Annotated in this window: 13 protein-coding genes; 2 read left to right on the top strand and 11 right to left on the bottom strand. The window is 73.3% G+C overall.

Translation table 11 applies throughout. From position 1 onward, the window contains the following. The first annotated feature begins 74 nt into the window (after positions 1-74). A complete protein-coding gene (locus tag QI554_RS41470) occupies positions 75-1,781 on the top strand; it encodes a BACON domain-containing protein (RefSeq protein WP_281478150.1) in 1,707 nt (568 codons plus the stop codon). 730 nt (positions 1,782-2,511) lie between these two features. On the opposite strand, the gene QI554_RS41465 is transcribed toward QI554_RS41470, so the two are convergent. From QI554_RS41465 to QI554_RS41430, 8 genes are all read right to left on the bottom strand, one after another. Further along, positions 2,512-3,288: an HNH endonuclease family protein gene (locus QI554_RS41465; RefSeq protein WP_281478148.1), complete on the bottom strand. Its 777-nt coding sequence runs from the start codon at positions 3,286-3,288 to the stop codon at positions 2,512-2,514. A gap of 432 nt (positions 3,289-3,720) precedes the next feature. Beyond that, positions 3,721-5,160 (bottom strand): adenosylhomocysteinase, encoded by a 1,440-nt coding sequence (ahcY, locus tag QI554_RS41460; protein WP_281478147.1) that lies wholly within the window; start codon positions 5,158-5,160, stop codon positions 3,721-3,723. A 212-nt stretch (positions 5,161-5,372) separates the two neighbouring features. Continuing rightward, on the bottom strand, positions 5,373-6,311 hold the full coding sequence (locus QI554_RS41455; RefSeq protein WP_281478145.1) for a cation diffusion facilitator family transporter: 939 nt from the start codon (positions 6,309-6,311) through the stop codon (positions 5,373-5,375). A 130-nt stretch (positions 6,312-6,441) separates the two neighbouring features. Next, the gene (manA, locus tag QI554_RS41450; protein WP_281478143.1) at positions 6,442-7,656 is read right to left on the bottom strand and encodes a mannose-6-phosphate isomerase, class I; all 1,215 of its coding nucleotides are present in this window, start codon (positions 7,654-7,656) and stop codon (positions 6,442-6,444) included. A 2-nt stretch (positions 7,657-7,658) separates the two neighbouring features. Next, a complete protein-coding gene (locus tag QI554_RS41445) occupies positions 7,659-8,846 on the bottom strand; it encodes an SIS domain-containing protein (protein WP_281478141.1) in 1,188 nt (395 codons plus the stop codon). Continuing rightward, positions 8,843-9,046 carry a Trm112 family protein gene (locus tag QI554_RS41440; RefSeq protein WP_281478140.1) on the bottom strand — a complete coding sequence of 68 codons (204 nt, stop codon included), beginning with the start codon at positions 9,044-9,046 and terminating at the stop codon, positions 8,843-8,845. The genes QI554_RS41445 and QI554_RS41440 overlap by 4 nt, the downstream gene beginning before the upstream one ends. Before the next feature lie 161 nt (positions 9,047-9,207). Continuing rightward, positions 9,208-10,554: a phosphomannomutase/phosphoglucomutase gene (locus QI554_RS41435; protein ID WP_281478139.1), complete on the bottom strand. Its 1,347-nt coding sequence runs from the start codon at positions 10,552-10,554 to the stop codon at positions 9,208-9,210. A gap of 138 nt (positions 10,555-10,692) precedes the next feature. Further along, positions 10,693-11,061: a DUF3499 domain-containing protein gene (locus tag QI554_RS41430; RefSeq protein WP_281478137.1), complete on the bottom strand. Its 369-nt coding sequence runs from the start codon at positions 11,059-11,061 to the stop codon at positions 10,693-10,695. A gap of 204 nt (positions 11,062-11,265) precedes the next feature. Between QI554_RS41430 and QI554_RS41425 the strand changes: the two genes are divergently transcribed. After that, the gene (locus tag QI554_RS41425) at positions 11,266-11,631 is read left to right on the top strand and encodes a metallopeptidase family protein (RefSeq protein ID WP_281478135.1); all 366 of its coding nucleotides are present in this window, start codon (positions 11,266-11,268) and stop codon (positions 11,629-11,631) included. 22 nt (positions 11,632-11,653) lie between these two features. Here QI554_RS41425 and QI554_RS41420 read toward each other — a convergent pair whose 3' ends face one another. The 3 genes from QI554_RS41420 to QI554_RS41410 form a co-directional block, all read right to left on the bottom strand. Further along, on the bottom strand, positions 11,654-13,123 hold the full coding sequence (locus QI554_RS41420; RefSeq protein ID WP_281478134.1) for a DUF5719 family protein: 1,470 nt from the start codon (positions 13,121-13,123) through the stop codon (positions 11,654-11,656). Then, positions 13,120-17,040 (bottom strand): glycosyltransferase, encoded by a 3,921-nt coding sequence (locus tag QI554_RS41415; protein WP_281478132.1) that lies wholly within the window; start codon positions 17,038-17,040, stop codon positions 13,120-13,122. Before QI554_RS41415 ends, QI554_RS41420 begins: the two co-directional genes overlap by 4 nt. 162 nt (positions 17,041-17,202) lie before the next feature. Continuing rightward, positions 17,203-17,475 (bottom strand): WhiB family transcriptional regulator, encoded by a 273-nt coding sequence (locus QI554_RS41410; RefSeq protein WP_281478130.1) that lies wholly within the window; start codon positions 17,473-17,475, stop codon positions 17,203-17,205. Positions 17,476-18,051 lie beyond the last annotated feature (576 nt).

Here is an 18,051-nt window from a genome sequence, read left to right as displayed (position 1 = left end):
AAAGAAGTATGAAAGTGCAATTCACCTGAGTTCCGGAGCGTGCGCCGCCTACGTTCGCCCCTGTGATGGAATCGGTGACGACGGGAGCCCCCTCAGCTTCGACGCGCGCGGCGCACTACGCGGCGCGCTCCTGGGGGCGGGCCGCGTACGACGCGTACGCGGAAGGGCTGTACACGTACTGCCTTTCCGTCCTGCGCGACCATGCCGCGGCCGCGTCGTCGCTGCGCAGCACCTTCGTGCTCGCCGACCGGCACATCGGACGGCTCCCGGACCTCGGCCTGCTCAAGCCCTGGCTGTACGCGCTGGCCCGGTACGAGTGCCTGGTCCGGCTCGACGGCGGCCTGCCCCCGAGCGAACCCGCCCCCGCCCCGGAGGCCGACGACGACACGGGCGTGATCCCGCTCCAGGCCCGCCGCGAGGCCCGAGAACGCGCCGAACTCGCCACGCTGGCCTGGCCCGAGGCCATCGGCCTGGAACCCGAGCAGCGCGAGGCCCTCGAACTGTCCGTGCGGCACGGCCTGGAGCCCAGGGGCCTCGCGGCCGTGCTCGGCTGGAACGAAGAGGCCGCCCGGCACACGCTCCTGCACGCCGGCCGCGAAGTCGACCGCACCCGCGCCGCCCTCGAAGGCGCGGCCGCCGCCCTCAGCTGCCCCGACGGACCCGCCCTCGCCGCCGACGCGTCGGTGCCGGGCGTGCGCGACAAACTCGTGGCCCACGTCGACGACTGCCGCCGCTGCGGCCCGCACGTCCGGCTCGCCGCAGCCCGCCTGGTGCCGACCACCGGCGCGGCCGCCACACCGGAATCACTGCCGACCATTCCGCCGCCGAACGCACTGCGCGACCAGGTCCTCGGCGACGTGGGACGCGGCCGAGCCGCCCACCGCCCCGCCGAACTCACCAGGCGCGTAGCCGAGTTCGACCGGGCCGGGTTCCCGGTGTTCCGCTCCAGGGCGGGCCGGGGACGCGGCGGACGGCGGCGCCTCACCGCGTTCGCGGCCGCCGTCATCGCGATCGTCGCCGCGGTCCCGGCGATCGTGCTGTGGGAGGCGGCGCAGCGAGGAGACGACGCGGCGCCGCGAGACACCACGATCTCCGCCGCGCGCGTCGTCACCGTGCCGACTGCCCCCGGCGAAGCGGACATCACCCAAGCGGGCGCCGGACACGCGGGCGCGGCCCAACCGACCGCAGGCAGCGCGGCACAGCGCCCGGTCCCGTCCGCGGGCACCGGCGCCCCTGCGGCCCAAGCCGGCACCCGCTCGGGCCCCCAGGCGGCGGCGATGCCGGGCCTGGTCGTCCTGGGCCCGGCCGCACCCCAGGCCGTCGTCCCGCCGCCGGCCGAGGCCCCGGCCCCAGGCCCCGCGGGCGGCTCCGGCACTCCGGTGGGCGGGCGGCCTCCGGTCACGCCGGTGCCGCCCGCGGTCGACGTCACCCACGACAAGAACCGCACCGTCGTGACCCTGCGGAACACCAACGCCACGGCAGTCGACTGGACCGCCGACACGACGGCGAACTGGCTCCAACTCAGCCGCACCTCGGGCACCTTGGCCCCGGGCGCGAGCGACACGATCGTGGTGACCGTTGATTCGACGAAGGCCCCGACCGGAGCCTGGAGTGCGAACGTACGGATCCAGCCCGGCAGTTCGCAGGTCACCATCGAGGGCAACACGGGCGCCACGGACCCGACGACGAGCCCGAAGCCGACCACGAGCCCGACGGCAAGCGGCCCGGCGACGACAGGCGGCACCGGCACGACGGCCCCGACCGCCCCCGCGAAGCCCTAGACCCAACCCGGCCACCGAGCCCCACCCGGTGACGCGAGTGTGACGCCGAGACCCCCCGATGAGGGAGTTCTGGTGATTCGCATACGTGACGGCACAGTGACCAGGGGGAAGAGCCTGGCGCGCGCCACCCTGGAACGAAGCCCTGGCAGCGCAACGAAGCCCGGCAACACAACCCGCACCGCGATCCGCACCGCAACGGAGGCGTCCTCCCCCTCCCGCGTGGCGATGGTACGCGGGGCCGGACCGGCGTCAAGGCGCGCTGCGGGCACGCCCGTTCACGCGTCCTCCCCCCCGACACAAGGGGGCGCCTTGACCCCGCCCCGCCCCCGCGAAAAACCTCGGCGACTGCGCGGGAGGGGGAGGAGGTGTGGAGCAGCAGAGAAGCCGGCGCGCCCCACGCTGGGACCGCAACACGGCAGCGAAAGCCGTCCGCGACCAAGCCGCACCGCACCACAAGCAACACCGCAGCCCGGCAGGGCAACGAACCCAACGTGCGTCCACACCCCGCGCCCCTCCCGCCAGTCGCCAAGGTAGTCAGCGCGGACGGCCCGCGGGTCAAGGCGCCCCGTCGAAGCCAAGACAGGTCACCTGACCCGCATCAGCGACAACGCGCCTTGACGCGCGGGCCGTCCGCGCGAAAATCCCAAAGCGGGAGGGGCGTCAGGCCACCACCACAAGCCAGGTCAGGAACGGTGCAGCCACCGCAAGACCAGGCCACCCCGTCCAAGGCCTAGGCACACTGCTGCTGCATAGCCACCTTGTCGGCATCCGTCACCGGCAGGTCGTACTTCAGACTCACCTGCGCATACCGCACGACGTACGCACAGCGGATGTCCTTGTTCGGCGGCAGCCAGGTCGCCGGGGAGCCGTCGCCCTTCGCATTGTTGGTCGGCCCGTCGACCGCGATCAGGTTGAGGGGGTCGTTGGCCAGTTGCTGGCGCTTGTCGGCCGGCCACCGCGCGGCGCCCATCTGCCAGCTGGCGCTGAGGGCCACCACGTGGTCGATCTGCACGGTGCTGGCCTTGCTCTTCGTGAAGGCGATGGTCTTGCCGGTGTACGGGTCGGCCAGCGTCATCGTGTTCACGACACACGTGGACCCGCTCTTGAACTGCACGCCGGTGCCGTCGCGCTTCAGTATGTCGTCGCGCGTCCCGCAGCCGTTGCCGCTCATCGGGACGCCGGCGGCCTTGTCGGTCCAGGCCGGCCCGTACTGGTCCCGGTCGTAGCCGGTCTTCGCGCCGCGCCCCGCGGTGCGGACCTTGTCGATCACGGCGCGCGCGGCGGTCCGGTCGGCGTCGGCGGTGACGGGCCCTAGACCGGGCGCGGTGCCGTCGGTGTTGGTCAGCGGGACGGCGCCGGGACGGGCCGCACCGGGGGCCACGGGGGCGGCGGCTCCGCCGGGGCTGACCTTGTCGCCGTCGTTCTTGCAGCCGGACGCGGTCAGCGCCGCGGTGACCAGCAGTGCCGCCGCGGCTATGCGGCGGCCGCGTCCCCATCCCCTGGACATCTCCCCGAGTCCCCTCACCTGTTGTTGACGCAGTCTCGTCGACAGTCGTCAGTTTGTTGACGCAGTCTCGTCGACAGTCGACAGTCGTCACTCGTCAGTCGTCGTCTGCCGCGACCTCTCTACCCGCCGCGCCCCCGCTGATTCGCGGTCGACGCGCAGGCTTTCCCCCTCTGGTTCGGGACCCCGCGGTGCGGTGTCCCAGTCGGCAGTCAGCGGCGTCGGCTGCACGCACTCCGCGAGTGCGGCGAGCGCCGCCAGGGGGACACGGAACCGCATCGCCAGGCCTTCCGCAGGGATCTTGGGAAAAACCCTAGCCACCCTGGGGTGATTCGTCCCGAAATGCCGCGAGTGGGCGTGTCCTGGTGTCCAGGACACGCCCACTCGGGTCGGGCTCTCGCGAGGCCGGGTCGGCGACGACCCGGCCGCGGTGCGTCAGTAGCGGTAGTGCTCCGCCTTGTACGGGCCCTCGACCGGGACGCCGATGTACGAGGCCTGGTCGTCGGTCAGCTTCGTCAGCTTCACGCCGAGCGCGTCGAGGTGCAGGCGCGCGACCTTCTCGTCGAGGTGCTTCGGCAGCACGTACACGCCGATCGGGTACTCGGCGGTCTTCGTGAAGAGCTCGATCTGCGCGATGGTCTGGTTCGCGAAGCTGTTGGACATCACGAAGCTCGGGTGCCCGGTCGCGTTGCCGAGGTTGAGCAGGCGGCCCTCGGACAGCACGATGAGGACCTTGCCGTCGGGGAAGGTCCACGTGTGGACCTGCGGCTTGACCTCGTCCTTCACGATGCCGGGGAACTTGGCGAGGCCGGCCATGTCGATCTCGTTGTCGAAGTGGCCGATGTTGCCGACGATCGCCTGGTGCTTCATCTTCGCCATGTGCGAGGCGAGGATGATGTCCTTGTTGCCGGTCGTGGTGACGAAGATGTCGGCGATCTCGACGACGTCGTCCAGCGTGGTGACCTGGTAGCCGTCCATGGCCGCCTGGAGCGCGCAGATCGGGTCGATCTCGGTGACGATGACGCGCGCGCCCTGGCCGCGCAGCGACTCGGCGCAGCCCTTGCCGACGTCGCCGTAGCCGCACACGACCGCGACCTTGCCGCCGATGAGGACGTCGGTGGCGCGGTTGATGCCGTCGATGAGCGAGTGGCGGCAGCCGTACTTGTTGTCGAACTTCGACTTGGTGACCGAGTCGTTGACGTTGATCGCCGGGAACAGCAGCGTGCCGGCCTGGAACATCTCGTACAGGCGGTGGACGCCGGTGGTGGTCTCCTCGGTGACGCCCTTGATGTGCGGGGCCATCGCGGTCCACTTGTTGGCGTTCTCGGTGAGGTTGCGGCGCAGCAGGTCGAGGATGACCGCGTACTCCTCGGAGTCGCCCGCGGCGGTGTCCGGGACGGCGCCGGCCTTCTCGAACTCGACGCCCTTGTGGACGAGCAGGGTGGCGTCGCCACCGTCGTCGAGGATCATGTTCGGGCCGTCGTGGCCCGGCCAGTTGAGCGCCTGCTCGGTGCACCACCAGTACTCCTCCAGCGTCTCGCCCTTCCAGGCGAACACCGGGACACCCTGGGGGTTGTCGACCGTGCCGTTCGGGCCGACCGCGACGGCGGCGGCGGCGTGGTCCTGCGTGGAGAAGATGTTGCAGGACACCCAGCGGACCTCGGCGCCGAGCGCGACGAGGGTCTCGATGAGGACGGCGGTCTGCACGGTCATGTGCAGCGAGCCCATGATGCGCGCGCCGGCCAGCGGCTGGGTGGCCGCGAACTCCTTGCGGATCGACATCAGGCCGGGCATCTCGTGCTCGGCGAGCTGGATCTCCTTGCGGCCGAACGGCGCGAGGGAGAGGTCGGCGACTTTGAAGTCGGTGAAGGTCATGGGAAAGCAGCCTTCCGCGGGTCGAGGTCTCGTACGGGAACCGGGTACGCGTCGGTGGCAGGCGTGCGAACAGGCACACCACACCCTCGGCGCGATCCAGTCGGAGGCCTTCTGTGCCCTCAGCCGCGGGGCGCTGTGACGCCCGGGGCGGTACTGACTGCCGTCTGCAGCGACTGTGCTCGCCTTGCTCCGCACGACGTTAGCACCTGTGCTCAGGCCTCCGGGACCGCAGCGGCGCCGGGCGCGCGGTAGATGTCGGGCTCCAGGTAGATCACCCGCGCGATGGGCACGGCGGCGCGGACGCGGGCCTCGGCGTTGTCGATCGCGTCCGCGACCTCGGCGGCGGTGTCGCGCGCGTTGACCGCGATCTTCGCGGCGACGAGCAGCTCCTCGGGGCCGAGGTGGAGGGTGCGCATGTGGATGATGCGCTCGACCTCGTCGCCGTCGACCATCGCCTTCTCGATGGCGCGCACGGTGTCGAGGTCGGCGGCCTCGCCGAGGAGCAGGCTGCGGGTCTCCATGGCGAGCACGATGGCGATGACGACGAGCAGGAGGCCGATGCAGAGCGTGCCGACGCCGTCCCAGCGGCCGTTGCCGGTGAGCACGGTGAGGCCGACGCCGAACAGCGCGAGGACGAGGCCGACCAGCGCGCCGAAGTCCTCCAGGAGCACGATCGGCAGTTCGGGCGACTTGGCGCGGCGCACGAACTGCGGCCACGAGAGCTTGCCGCGGATCTGGTTGGACTCCTGGATGGCGGTGCGGAACGAGAAGCCCTCGAGGACGAGCGCGAAGACCAGCACGCCGACCGCCCAGTACCAGCTGTCCAGCTCGTGCGGGTGGACGATCTTCTCGTAGCCCTCGTAGACCGCGAAGACGCCGCCGATGGTGAACAGCACGATCGAGACGAGGAAGCCGTAGATGTAGCGCTCGCGGCCGTAGCCGAACGGGTGCTCGGGAGTGGCCTCGCGTTCCGAGCGCTTGCCGCCGATCAGCAGCAGCACCTGGTTGCCGGAGTCGGCGAGCGAGTGGACGCCCTCGGCGAGCATCGAGGAGGAGCGGGTGATGGCGAAGGCGACGAACTTCGCGACCGCGATGCCGAGGTTGGCGGCCAGCGCCGCCACGACCGCCTTTGTTCCGCCGCCCGCACTCATGCTGTACCGCCCCGTCGTCGCGTGTCAGTGGTCGTGATCCGAGGCATTGTGCCATCGGAGCGCCGGCGCCGAATCGATTCTCCCGAGACTGCCTATATGTGTGTCGGACGCACCGACGCTCCGGTACGGATCAGGCCGCGGCGCCGTTCGGGCTCGGCACCGTCGCGCGGAACACCAGGCCGTCGCCGGCCAGCGACACCGCCGGGTCGGACGCCGGCACGTACACCGACTGGCCGCGCGCCAGCTCGACCGTGCCGTGCGCACCGGCCAGCTTGGCGCCGCCCGCGGTGCACAGCAGGATCTGCGGCCGCCCGTCCGGCAGCAGGCGGGCCGCGCCGCCGTCCAGGACGTAGCGCGACAGCCGGAAGTCGGGCACCGGCGTGTGGTAGACCTGCTCGCCGTCCGGCCCCTCGATCGGCGCGAGCACGTCGACGGGCCCGGCCCGGAACTCGAGCACGCGCAGCAGCTCCGCCACGTCGATGTGCTTGTCCGTCAGTCCGCAGCGCAGCACGTTGTCCGAGTTCGCGAGGATCTCAACGAACGTGCCGCTCAGGTACGAGTGCGGCAGCCCCGCCGCGAAGTAGACCGCCTGCCCCTCGGTCAGCCGCATGTGGTTCAGCAGCAGCGCCGCGACCACGCCCAGGTCGGCCGGGTGCCGACGGGCCAGGTCGGCGACGGCCAGGCACGCGGCGGCGAACGGCGACGGCGTCCCGGCGACCCGCAGGCACGCCGACGCGACCTCGCCGACGACCGCGGCCTTGCGGTTGTCCGGAAGGGTCAGCGCCTGCGTCATCGCGCTGCGCAGGCCCTCGGACTCGGGGCGCTCGCGCAGCGCGTCGGCGCACGGCTGCAGCTCGGGCACGCCGAGCAGGTCGAGCAGCTTGACCGTCGCGGCGACCTCCCGGAAGCCGCACAGCGCCTCCAGGTCGGTGAGCGCGCAGGCCAGCTCGGGCTTGTGGTTGGCGTCGACGTAGTTGCGGAACGGCGCCTCGCGCGGGATGCCGCGCGCGTCCTCGTCGGCGAACCCGGCGGCGGCCTGCGCGGCGTTGGGGTGCACCTGGAGCGACAGCGGCTTGTCGACCGCGAGCACCTTGAACAGGAACGGCAGCTGTGCGCCGAACCGCGCGGCGGTCGCCGCGCCCAGCTCGTCCACGGGGTCGGCGGCGATGACGTCGACCAGCGAGCGCGGGCCGGCGCCGCGGTCGACGCGGGACGGGTCGCCGGGGTGGGCGCCCATCCACAGCTCGGCCTGCGGCTCGCCGGTGGGCGTTGCGCCCAGCAGCTCCGGGATCGCGGTCGCGGACCCCCAGCCGTAGGCGCGCACCCGGTTGATCAGGCGGTCCATAGCTATCGGGCTCCGTCCCTACCTGGCCCGTCCGGCCGCGCCGGGCCGCCGGGCAGGTCGGCGAAGCAGCCGCCCGCGCCCGTGTCGTGTCCCGTGGTCAGTCCGAGGTAGGTGGCCGTGAAGTCGGCGAGCGCGACGAGGTCCCCGAGCCGGGCCAGCGGGTCGCGGCCCTCGGCGGTGACCTCGTTGCACGGCAGCGCGAGGTCGGCGGCGACGCGCCGCACGTGGTCGACCTGGCGGCGGACGGCCGGGGCGTCGTCGTCGACGAACAGCACCGGGCGCAGCCGCATCGGTTCGGGGTCCTCGACGCGGTCGCGGAAGAAATCGTCGGAGTCGGTCGCGGCGCCGCCGAGCGAGCCGTCGAACAGGTTCCCGGACGTGACGGCGGCGTCCGGCAGCGTGCCGGACAGTGCGGGCAGGCCCGCGACCGAGCCGAGCGCGGCGGCGAACCGGGCGGCCGCGACACCGGCGATCGGCCCGGTGCCCCAGACCACGGGGACGGTGCCGGCCAGGTCGAGGGCGAGCGCCTTCGCCGGGTTGGAGTACGCGTCGGCGGCGGGGCGGCAGCGCAGCCCGACGGCGTCGAGCCGGTCGGCCAAGCCGTCCAGCGCCTCGCCGGGCCCGTACCCGCCGACGCCGCACGACTGCCCGATCGAGAGCAGTGCGGCGAGCAGCGGCCAGAACGCGGTGTTCGGGGCGAGCGTGTCGGGGCCGCCGGCGGTCGGGGCGAGCGCGTGAACGCGCAGGCCGCGGGACTGCTCGGCGGCGCCGTCGAGCGGCGATCCGGCGCGGGTGACCGCGGCGACGCCGCAGCCGCGCCGGTAGGCCTGCTCGGCGAGCCGGAGCAGCTCGGGCTCGGTGCCCTCGGGACCGGCCAGCACCAGCAGGTCGAGCGGGCCGACCCAGCCGGGCAGTATGTCGCCGGTCACCGCGACGACGGGCACCGCGGCGGACGCGGCGGTCAGTGCGGCGAGCGCCGACACGACCGGGCCGCACTGCGGCGGCACGGCGACGGCGAGGACGCGCGGCCGGTCGCCGGGCGCGACCGGGCGCAGGCCCGACTCGGCGACCGCCCAGGCGGCGCGGCGCACCTGCGCGCCCGCGCCGGCGAGGGAGAGCAGCGCCTGCCCGCCGTCGGCGCGGCCGAGGCCGTCGGCGTCGTCGAGCAGCGCCTCGTCGACGGGGATCATGCCTTGCCGGTGCCGCGGGTGTCGGAGCCCGGGCGGCGCGCCTCGTCGGCGAGCAGCACGGGGATGTCGTCGCGTACCGGGTAGGCCAGTCCGCAGCTGTCGGACGTGCAGACCAGCTCGGCGGCGCCGTCGTCCGCACGCAGCGGGGAGTGGCACACCGGGCACGCGAAGATCGCAAGGAGCGAGGGTTCGATCTTCAAGGCTTCTCCCACGAGGACGGTCAGGGGCCGCGGCCGGACGGACAACGTCACACCCTACTGACAGGTTCCAGGATTCCAAGATCGGCCACCCGCCGCAGGCACACGCCGGAGTCCGGCGCTCCGCGGCGGGGGCCGAAGAGGTTCACACGGAGGACGGATCGTCAGCCGCGCACGAGCGCGAGGACCTCGTCGCGCAGCGCCGACATGGTCGCGGTGTCCTTGGCCTCGACGTTCAGGCGCAGCAGCGGCTCGGTGTTGGACGGGCGCAGGTTGAACCACCAGCCCTCGCCGGCCACGGTCATGCCGTCCATGTCGTCGACCGTGACGCCGGGGCGGTCCGCGAACGCGGCGCGCACGGTCTCGGTGGCGGCGGCCTGGTCGGCGACCTCGCTGTTGATCTCGCCGGACGCGGCGTACCGGTCGTAGTCGGCGACCAGCGCGGACAGCGGGCCGTGCTGCCCGCCGAGCGCGGCGAGCACGTGCATCGCGGCGAGCATGCCGGTGTCGGCGCGCCAGAAGTCGCGGAAGTAGTAGTGCGCGGAGTGCTCGCCGCCGAAGACCGCGTTGGTCTCGGCCATCTCCTGCTTGATGAAGGAGTGGCCGACGCGGGTGCGCACCGGGGTGCCGCCGTGCTCGCGGACGATCTCCGGGACCGCGGCGGACGTGATCAGGTTGTGGATGATCGTGGCGCCCGGGTCCTTGGCGAGCTCGCGGACGGCGACCAGCGCGGTGATCGCGGACGGCGAGACGGGGTCGCCCTTCTCGTCGACGACGAAGCAGCGGTCGGCGTCGCCGTCGAACGCGAGGCCGATGTCGGCGCCGGTCTCGCGGACCCTGGCCTGGAGGTCGACCAGGTTCTTCGGGTCGAGCGGGTTGGCCTCGTGGTTGGGGAACGTGCCGTCGAGCTCGAAGTACATCGGCACGACCTCCAGCGGGAGGCCGGCGAGCACCGCGGGGACGGTGTGGCCGCCCATGCCGTTGCCCGCGTCGACGACGACCTTGAGCGGGCGGATGCCGGTCAGGTCGACGAGTCCGCGCAGGTAGTCGGCGTAGCCGGGCAGCACGTCCTGCTCGGTGATCGTGCCGGCGGCGCCGTCGGCGTCGGGCACGCCGGCCTCGGCGAGCGCGCGGATCTCGGCGAGCCCGGTGTCGGCGCCGATCGGGGACGCGCCTGCGCGGCACATCTTGATGCCGTTGTACTGGGCCGGGTTGTGGCTCGCGGTGAACATCGCGCCGGGCAGGCCGAGGCTGCCGCTGGCGTAGTAGAGCTCGTCCGTGGAGGCGAGGCCGATCTCGGTGACGTCGGCGCCCTGCGCGGCGGCGCCTTCGGCGAAGGCCCGGGACAGCGCGGGCGAGCTGGGGCGCATGTCACGGCCCACGACGATCGCGGCGGCGCCGGTGACCTTGGCGAACGCGGCGCCGAGGGCGCGCGCGGTGGCTTCGTCCCATTGGTCGGGGACCACGCCCCGGACGTCGTAGGCCTTCACGATCTGGGAGAGGTCGCGCACCGGGGCTCCGCTCGTTGTGTGCAGATACGACGGTTGTCTGGACGGCCGCTGCGGTGTCCTTCGGCCGGGACAACCCTAGCGCCGTGGCGCCCGCCGCCGAATCTGACCGTATGTCAGTCCCATTGTGGCGGTGCCGGATCAAGAGTCGGGTGAGCGCAGGACACGCAGGTGGCCGCGGCGCCCGGAGTCCGACTGCCCGCCGCGGTCGGCGGGTTCGGGCACGGTGGGCTGCGGCGGGCGGGCGGCCTCGCGGACCGCGTTGGCGAGCGCTTCGAGGTCGTCGCTGCTGGGCTTGCCTGCGGCGGGGTCGGGCGCGAGGCGGACGACCTCCCACCCGCGCGGCGCGGTCAGCCGCTCGGAGTGCTCGGCGCACAGGTCGTAGCAGTGCGGTTCGGCGTACGTGGCCAGGGGCCCGAGCACCGCCGTGGAGTCCGCGTAGACGTACGTCAGCGTCGCGACCGCAGAGCGGCCGCATGCAGTCCGCGAACAGCGACGTACAGGGCTCACGGGGATGGACGGTACCGCACGCGGAGCGCGCACGGGTCACATACGCCCCACGTCAGGCTCTCGTGTCGCCGTGACGTGCGGCGACCGCACGATCGTGGGACCCGGGCGGCTAAGCTCGAAGGCGTGCACAGTGAGCACCCGCCAGGCCCGTCCCACCGCGATCGACCACCGCGGCGGCGCCGCCGCGACCGGCACGGCCGGGGTATGCGCGGCCCGTTGGCGCCGCGCCCGGTGCCGATCGCGCTGACGCGCGCGGAGAAGTTCGACGACCTGGCGTCGGACTCGGTGGAGCGGCTGACCAAGCGCTGGCCCGAGTTGGAGCGCGTGCGGTTCGCCGTGCTGGACGTCCCCGAGGCCGAGACAGAGCTGCTGACCGACGAGCCGGTCGCGCTCGGGCGCATGGTGCCGGCGACGCAGCACGAGACCGCGATGATCATCCTGTACCGGCGGCCGCTCGAACTGCGCGCGGAGAGCCGCAGCGAGCTGGAGATGCTGGTGCACGACATCCTCGTCGAGCAGGTCGCGGACCTGCTGGGGCTCGACCCCGAGGCGGTCGACCCGGACGACTGAGGTCCGGGCCGACCCTCGCGTGCTACTTGGCGGCGCCCTTGGGCTGCGGCACCGTGATCGCCACGTCCTCGCGCACCGTCGGCAGCGCCACCTTCTCGCGCACGCCGGTCATGCCCTGGATCGTGAACATCTGCTGCTTGTCGACCTGTTCGGCGATCATGCGGGCGCCGTACACCGGCCCGGAGCCGGGGAGCGCCTCGACGGTCACGGCGAACTGCGTGGCGCCGGCCGGGACCGGCACCGGGACCTCGACGGTGGTGCCGCCGGGGACCTCCACGTCGCTGGTGGCCGGGTCGGCGCCCGCGGTCGAGGTCAGCCGCACCTTCGCGTTGCCCTCGGGGGCCGTCAGCATCATGGTGCTCGTCTGCGTCCCGCCCGCGCGGTTGTCGGCGAACACCGCCTTGCCGTCAAGGGCGGGGGTGGGCGCCAGGAAGGCGACGTCGCCCTGGTCGTTGGTGCCGCGGCGGACCTTCACGCCGACGAGGACGTCGGCGCGGGCCGCGGTCAGCTTGAGCGCGGACGACTCGCCCTGCGTGATCGGGCCGAGACCCACCTCGAGGACCGAACCGCGCTTGACCGTCGCCGACTCGTGCCCGGCCGGCTTGAACGTGCTGGCCTTGCCGACCAGTTCGATGGACACCTCGGTGTCGGTGTCGCTCGCGCCGAACAGCGTCAGCGTCACGTCGGTCGCGTTGCCCGGCAGCCCCGGCACGATGAACTGGCGGCCCGGGAGGCCGGCTTGCGGGAGCCAGTCGACTCCCATGTTGTCCTCCTGGTCGCGCACCGCGGCGGCGATCCGCCCCGAGCGCACCAGCACGTGGACCGCGGCGGCGTCGATCTTGGTGGCCTGGTTGAGCGTCGACAGCAGGATGTTCTCGGTCTTGCCCGGCTCGATGTTCAGGCTGCGCACGCCGTCGACCTGTACCTGGCCGTCCTTGCCGTAGAGCTCGACGTCGACCTGCGCGGACACGTTGGTGCTGTTGCTCAGGTACAGGTACGCCTTGCGCTTGTCGGCGGTCGACGTCCCCACGAACCACTGGTCGGTGCCCGGCGCCTGGCACACCGCGCCGCTGAGCCCGCGGCCCGACCCGCTCGCGAGCCGGGTCGTGGACTGCGCGGTGAAGCCGGGCGCGAACCCGCCGGTGGCGACCCAGCCGAGCGCCGGGACCTCGGCGGTCTCGACGTTGACCGCGGCCGGCTTGCCGACCGTCTCGAGCTTGCCGCGTTCCTTGGTCGCGTCGGCGAGTTCGGCGAGCCGCGCGCCGCCCGGCTGGGCGGACGACGCGCTCGGCGTGACGGCCGTGTAGAGCGTCGCGGCGCCGGGCATCGCGGCGACCTGCGGGCACACCGCGTCGGCGCGCTGTATCGGCACCTGGCGCGGCGGCTTGGCCTCGACGGCGTGCCCGGCGGACGGCCTGGTCAGCGTCGCGATGCCGACCACCAGCGCGAGCACGGCGACCGCTACGGCCAGGGACAGGGTGGTGCGCTTCACCGGGTGCCTCCGGGTCGGGGCGGCTGCTGCGGGGGCCAGGGGTCGTCCTCGCCGGGCTGCCACGCGCGGGTCGCGGCGTCGTCACCGGACTCGGGCGGGTAGCCCGCGGTGCCGTCCGGCTGGTACGGGACGAAGCCGTCCTGCGGGTAGCCGGGTTGGCCGTAGCCGCCCTGGTCGTACCCGGGCTGCCCGTAGCCCTGCTGCGGCCGGCCCGCGTCGTACGGCTGCCCGGCGTAGCCGGCCTGCGCGTACTGGTCGGGCACCGGGTAGCCGCCGCTGTCGTAGCCGGTGCCGTAGCCGCCCTGGTCGTACTGCTCGTAGCCGGCGCCGTAGCCGGGCACGGCCGGGTACTCGCCGCTGGAGACGTCGGACTGGCCGGTCTCGGCGGAGACGGGGCTCTCGCTGGGCTGGAAGCCGCGGGCGTACTGGCCGAGGTCCCAGTCGTCGTCCTCCGGGCTGACCGGCGGGTCGGGCGCGGTGCTGGGCGCGGGCACGAACAGCGAGCCGGTGGGCGGGCCGTCGGTGTCCGCCGTGGCGTCCGGCTCGTCGGTGTCGGACACGGGTGCGTCCGTCCCGGCGGCCACGGCCGCGGCACGGGCGCGGCGGGCCCGCCGCCCCCCGCCGGGCAGCGACGCGGACACCTCGGAGACGCCGGGCTCCTCCGTGCTCTTGACGGCGGCCGCGGCGGTCTCCGGCAGGTCGTCGTCGTTGGCGCGGCGCCGCGCGGGCAGCGCGAGCACGACCACGACGAGCAGCAGGACCGCCTCGGCGATCAGCCACACCGGGCGTGCGCCGCTGGAGTGCTCGATCGTCAGCCGGCCGCCGGCGGCGGGGAGTTCGAAGCCCTGCTGCCAGCCGTCGAGGGTGACGGGCGTGAGCTTGCGGCCGTCGAGCGTCGCGCTCCAGCCGGAGTCGGCGCGCTCGGCGAGGCGCAGCTTGCGGCCCTCGGGACCGGCGTCGATGCGTGTGCCGACGGTGTCCTCGCCGGAGACGACCGGGATGCTCTGGCCGTCGCCCTGCTGGATGGTGACGCGCGCGTTGACGCCTTCGACGCGCCACAGCGTGCTGTCCTTCTCGGCGGCCTTGCGCAGCAGTCCGGGGGCGCCGTCGAGGCGCGCGACCAACTGCGGGTCGGCGGGCGACTGGAGGAGCACGTACCGGATCGCGAAGGCGGACAGGCCGCGTGCGTCGGCGCTGCCGGTGCCGGAGAGGAAGGCCGCGACGTAGTCGTCGAGGACCTGGTGCTGCTTGGTGTCCGGGGCGACCTCGGCGTCGCCGAGGTGCAGGCCGCTGCCGCGCACGAGGCTGGTCGTGATGGCGCCCGACGCGTCGGTGCGCAGCACGAGCGTGCGGGCCCGGTCGGCTCCGCCGTTCTCGGACGCGATGAAGGGCGGGACGTACGGGCTGTCGGCCCGGGTGACCGGACCGTCCGTGCCCTGCCACACCCAGGCGGCCGCGGCGAGCAACGGGGTGGCCGCCGCGACGGCCGCGACCACGACGGAGGCGGGCTGCCGCCAGCCGAAGCTGCTCGCGGCGACGCGGGCCTTGGCGTCCTCGGCGCCGACCATCGCCGCGGCGACGTAGCCGAGGCCGATGACGACGGTGGCGAGTCCGGGCCAGGCCGCGACCTTGCCGCTGTCGGCCGTGCCGGCGACGTCGAGGCGGCTGACCGCGACGGCGAACACCAGGCCGACGAGCGCGACCGCCCAGGCGGCGAGCACCGCCTGGCGGCGCGAGTCGCGCAGCAGCGCGGCGAGCGCGGCGAGCAGCAGGCCCGCGCCGAGGAAGGCGGGGATGGTGCCGGGGCCGCCCGGGTCGAGGAGCAGCAGGCCGAACGGGTTGGCGCCCTTCTCGGCGAGCCCGGCGGGCGCGAGGCCCGCTTCGAGGAAGAGCCGGTCGCCGCTGAACATCGAGGGCGTCCACGGCATGAGCAGGACGAGCGGCAGGCCCAGTGCGACGGCGAGCCGCGCCACCAGGCCCGTGCCGAGGCGTCCGGCGAGGAACGCGGCGGGCAGCGCGCACAGTCCGAGCACGACCGCGACGACCCACGTCAGCGGGACGAACGCGGTGGCGATCGCGAGCACCAGCGCGGTCCCCCACGCGGCCCGCCACGACGCGGCGAGGGTGCCGAGCCCGGCGACCTGGACGGCGCCGCGGGCGATCACCGGTGCCAGGACCAGGACGACGGCGGTGCCGATCCGGCCCGAGGCGATCGCGCCGGTGGCCACCGGCAGCAGCGCGTACACCGCCGCGCCCCACGCCCTGACCAGGGTGTTGGGCACGAGTCGGCGCGCGCTGAGGTACGCGGTGAGGCCGGCGAGCGGGACGCTGCCGACGAGCAGCACGGTGACCGCGGCGGACGCGCTGCCGAACAGCAGCGTGCCGAGCGCGGCGACCACGGCCAGATAAGGGGGTGCGGTCTCGTCGCCGCCGAGGCCGACGCCGTGCCAGGTCTCGGTGAAGCGGCCCCACAGGTCGCCCGCCGAGTCGGGGGCGGGCAGCAGGGCGCCGCCGAGCAGCCGGCCGCCGGTCAGCAGGTCGCGCGCGGCGACCAGGGTGACGAGCGCGAGCAGGACGGTGACGAGGATGCCGGGCCGCTGCGCGAGCGCGCGCAGCCGGGCGAAGTTCTCGACCTCGAGGTCCTCGGCGTCCTCCGAGGTGGGCCCGGACTCCAGCACGCTGTGCCGGCCGCGGGTGCCCTCCGGTTCGACGCGGCGGCTGATGCTGCCGACCAGCGAGTCGAACGCGAGCCGCACGGTGGCGCCGCGTGGCGGGAACAGGTCGCGGAAGTCGGCGTCGTCGACCGAGCGGGTGCGCGCCCGCGAGCGGCGCAGGCCCATGACGCGCACGGGGCGCAGCAGCGCGGACATCGAGCCCAGGAACTCGTCGAGGGCCATGCGCGGGAGCTTGCCGACCAGGTAGCCGAGCGCGCGGACGAAGCTGCCGAAGAACAGCCGCAGCCACGCCAGTGGAAGGGTCTTGCCGGGGGCGTTGCCGAGCAGCGTCAGGGTGGCGCCCGCGCGGTCGACGCGGTGCGCGTGGTGCACGCGGCCGGCGTCGATCGGGCGGCGTTCGCGGGTGACGGCCTCGGCGTGCAGCACGACGGCGTCGGGGACGACCACGACGCGGTGCCCGGCGGCGTTGACGCGCCAGCCGAAGTCGGTGTCGTCGCGGCCGAAGGAGAGCCGGTAGTCGAGGCCGCCGAGGGCCTCCCACACGTCGCGGCGCACGAGCATGCCGGCGCTGCCGACGGAGAGCACGCCGCGGACGGCGTCGTGCTGGCCCTGGTCCTGCTCGCGGCGTTCGAGTCCGGTCCAACGGCGGCCGCTGCGCGCGATGGTGGTGCCGACCTCGAGGAGCTGGCGGCGGTCGTACCAGCTGCGCAGCTTGGGTCCGAGCACGGCGGCGGACGGGAGTTCGTCGGCGGCGCGCAGCAGCAGGTGCAGCGCGTCGGGCGCGGGCTCGCTGTCGTCGTGCAGCAGCCAGAACCACTCGACGAGTTCGCCGGAGCGCGGGCCGCCGGGGTACTCGTCGGAGGCGCCGAAGGAGTCCGGGCCGTACGGGTCCGCCGCGCCGTAACCGCCGCCGCTTTGGGCGATGGAGTACGGGAGCGACGCCTCGTCGGCGACCGGGACGGTGCGCACCGCCTCGGCGAGCGCGTCGCCGTAGCGGGTGTTGCGTGCGGTGGTGATGACCGAGGCCGGGCCCAGGGCGTCCTCGAGGAGCCGGGGCGTGGCGTCGGTGCTGCCGGTGTCGACGGCGACGACGCGTTGGACGGGGCGTTCCTGGCCGAGCAGCCCGGTCAGCGTGCCGGGCAGCCAGCGGGCGCCGTCGTGGGCGACGAGAATCGCGGTGACGACATGTCTCGGATACGCCGGCGCGTGCGCGTAGGCCGACTGTTGCGTGAAAAGTGGCATCAGGGCTAAGGACCCCGGGAGGCTCGGGAGCGACGGCGATGATCGTCCAGCACCCTGCTGGACGGCCCCACACTACGACACCGCGACCGTGCTTCCCGGCGGGTCCGCGACCCCGACCCCGGATCCGGGCGGGCTACCCGGGGGTTGGTGGTGCGGTTGCGGTCAGACCGCGCGCTTCTTCAGCCGACGGCGCTCACGCTCGGAGAGCCCGCCCCAGATGCCGAAGCGCTCGTCGTTCGCGAGCGCGTACTCCAGGCATTCGTCGCGGACCTCGCAGGAGAAGCAGACCTTCTTGGCCTCGCGCGTCGAACCGCCCTTTTCCGGAAAGAAGGACTCGGGGTCGGTCTGCGCGCACAGCGCGCGCTCCTGCCAGGTGAGTTCCTCCTCCCCTTCCATGACGCCGTCCTCGACCAGCAGCTCCAAGAGCTCGCCCATCGCGTGCCTCCTCGACCCGTTTTACGTCCCCGTTATTAAGCCGTTACCGGCCATGGTCACAGCATGTGTGAAATTACAAGCGCGTCGTTACTGTCCCGTCAAGCCGAGCTCTGCTATTGGGGCTCGGATTCACCCCCCGGGACCACACCACCCCGCGAGGTTGGACGTATTCCACCAAACTCGGACATATCAATCAACCCCGAGTCCCCGTCCGGCACCGCGCCCGTCACGCCGGCCCCGTCGACACGATCCGGGCCAACCCGGCCGATGCCGACTCGTAATGGACCTACGCGCCGCGCGACCACCAGGGTTCCCCGCTTCCGCCGAAATTCTCACCGGAATGACCGACGTCACAGCAGGAAGAACCAGGGGGGACGCGCACAGGCGACATGTCAGGAAATCACTCCCCCAGCACCTTCAATTTCAACCCTCCCGACATTCTCGTCACCCGAATCGGCGATCCGTGACACGGCCGGAGCAGCCAGGGTCTCCCGGACGGGCGAACCCGAGTTGACAGACGGGCCTCCTTCCAGGTGTCCTTTTGGGCATGTCCGCACACCGCATGCCGCTCCGGAG

Origin of the sequence: Yinghuangia seranimata, from assembly GCF_029953285.1 — a bacterium.
Taxonomy (GTDB): Bacteria; Actinomycetota; Actinomycetes; order Streptomycetales; family Streptomycetaceae; genus Yinghuangia; species Yinghuangia seranimata.
The sequence above is the reverse complement of the archived record's forward strand: the minus strand, read 5'-3'. Positions and strand labels throughout refer to the sequence as shown.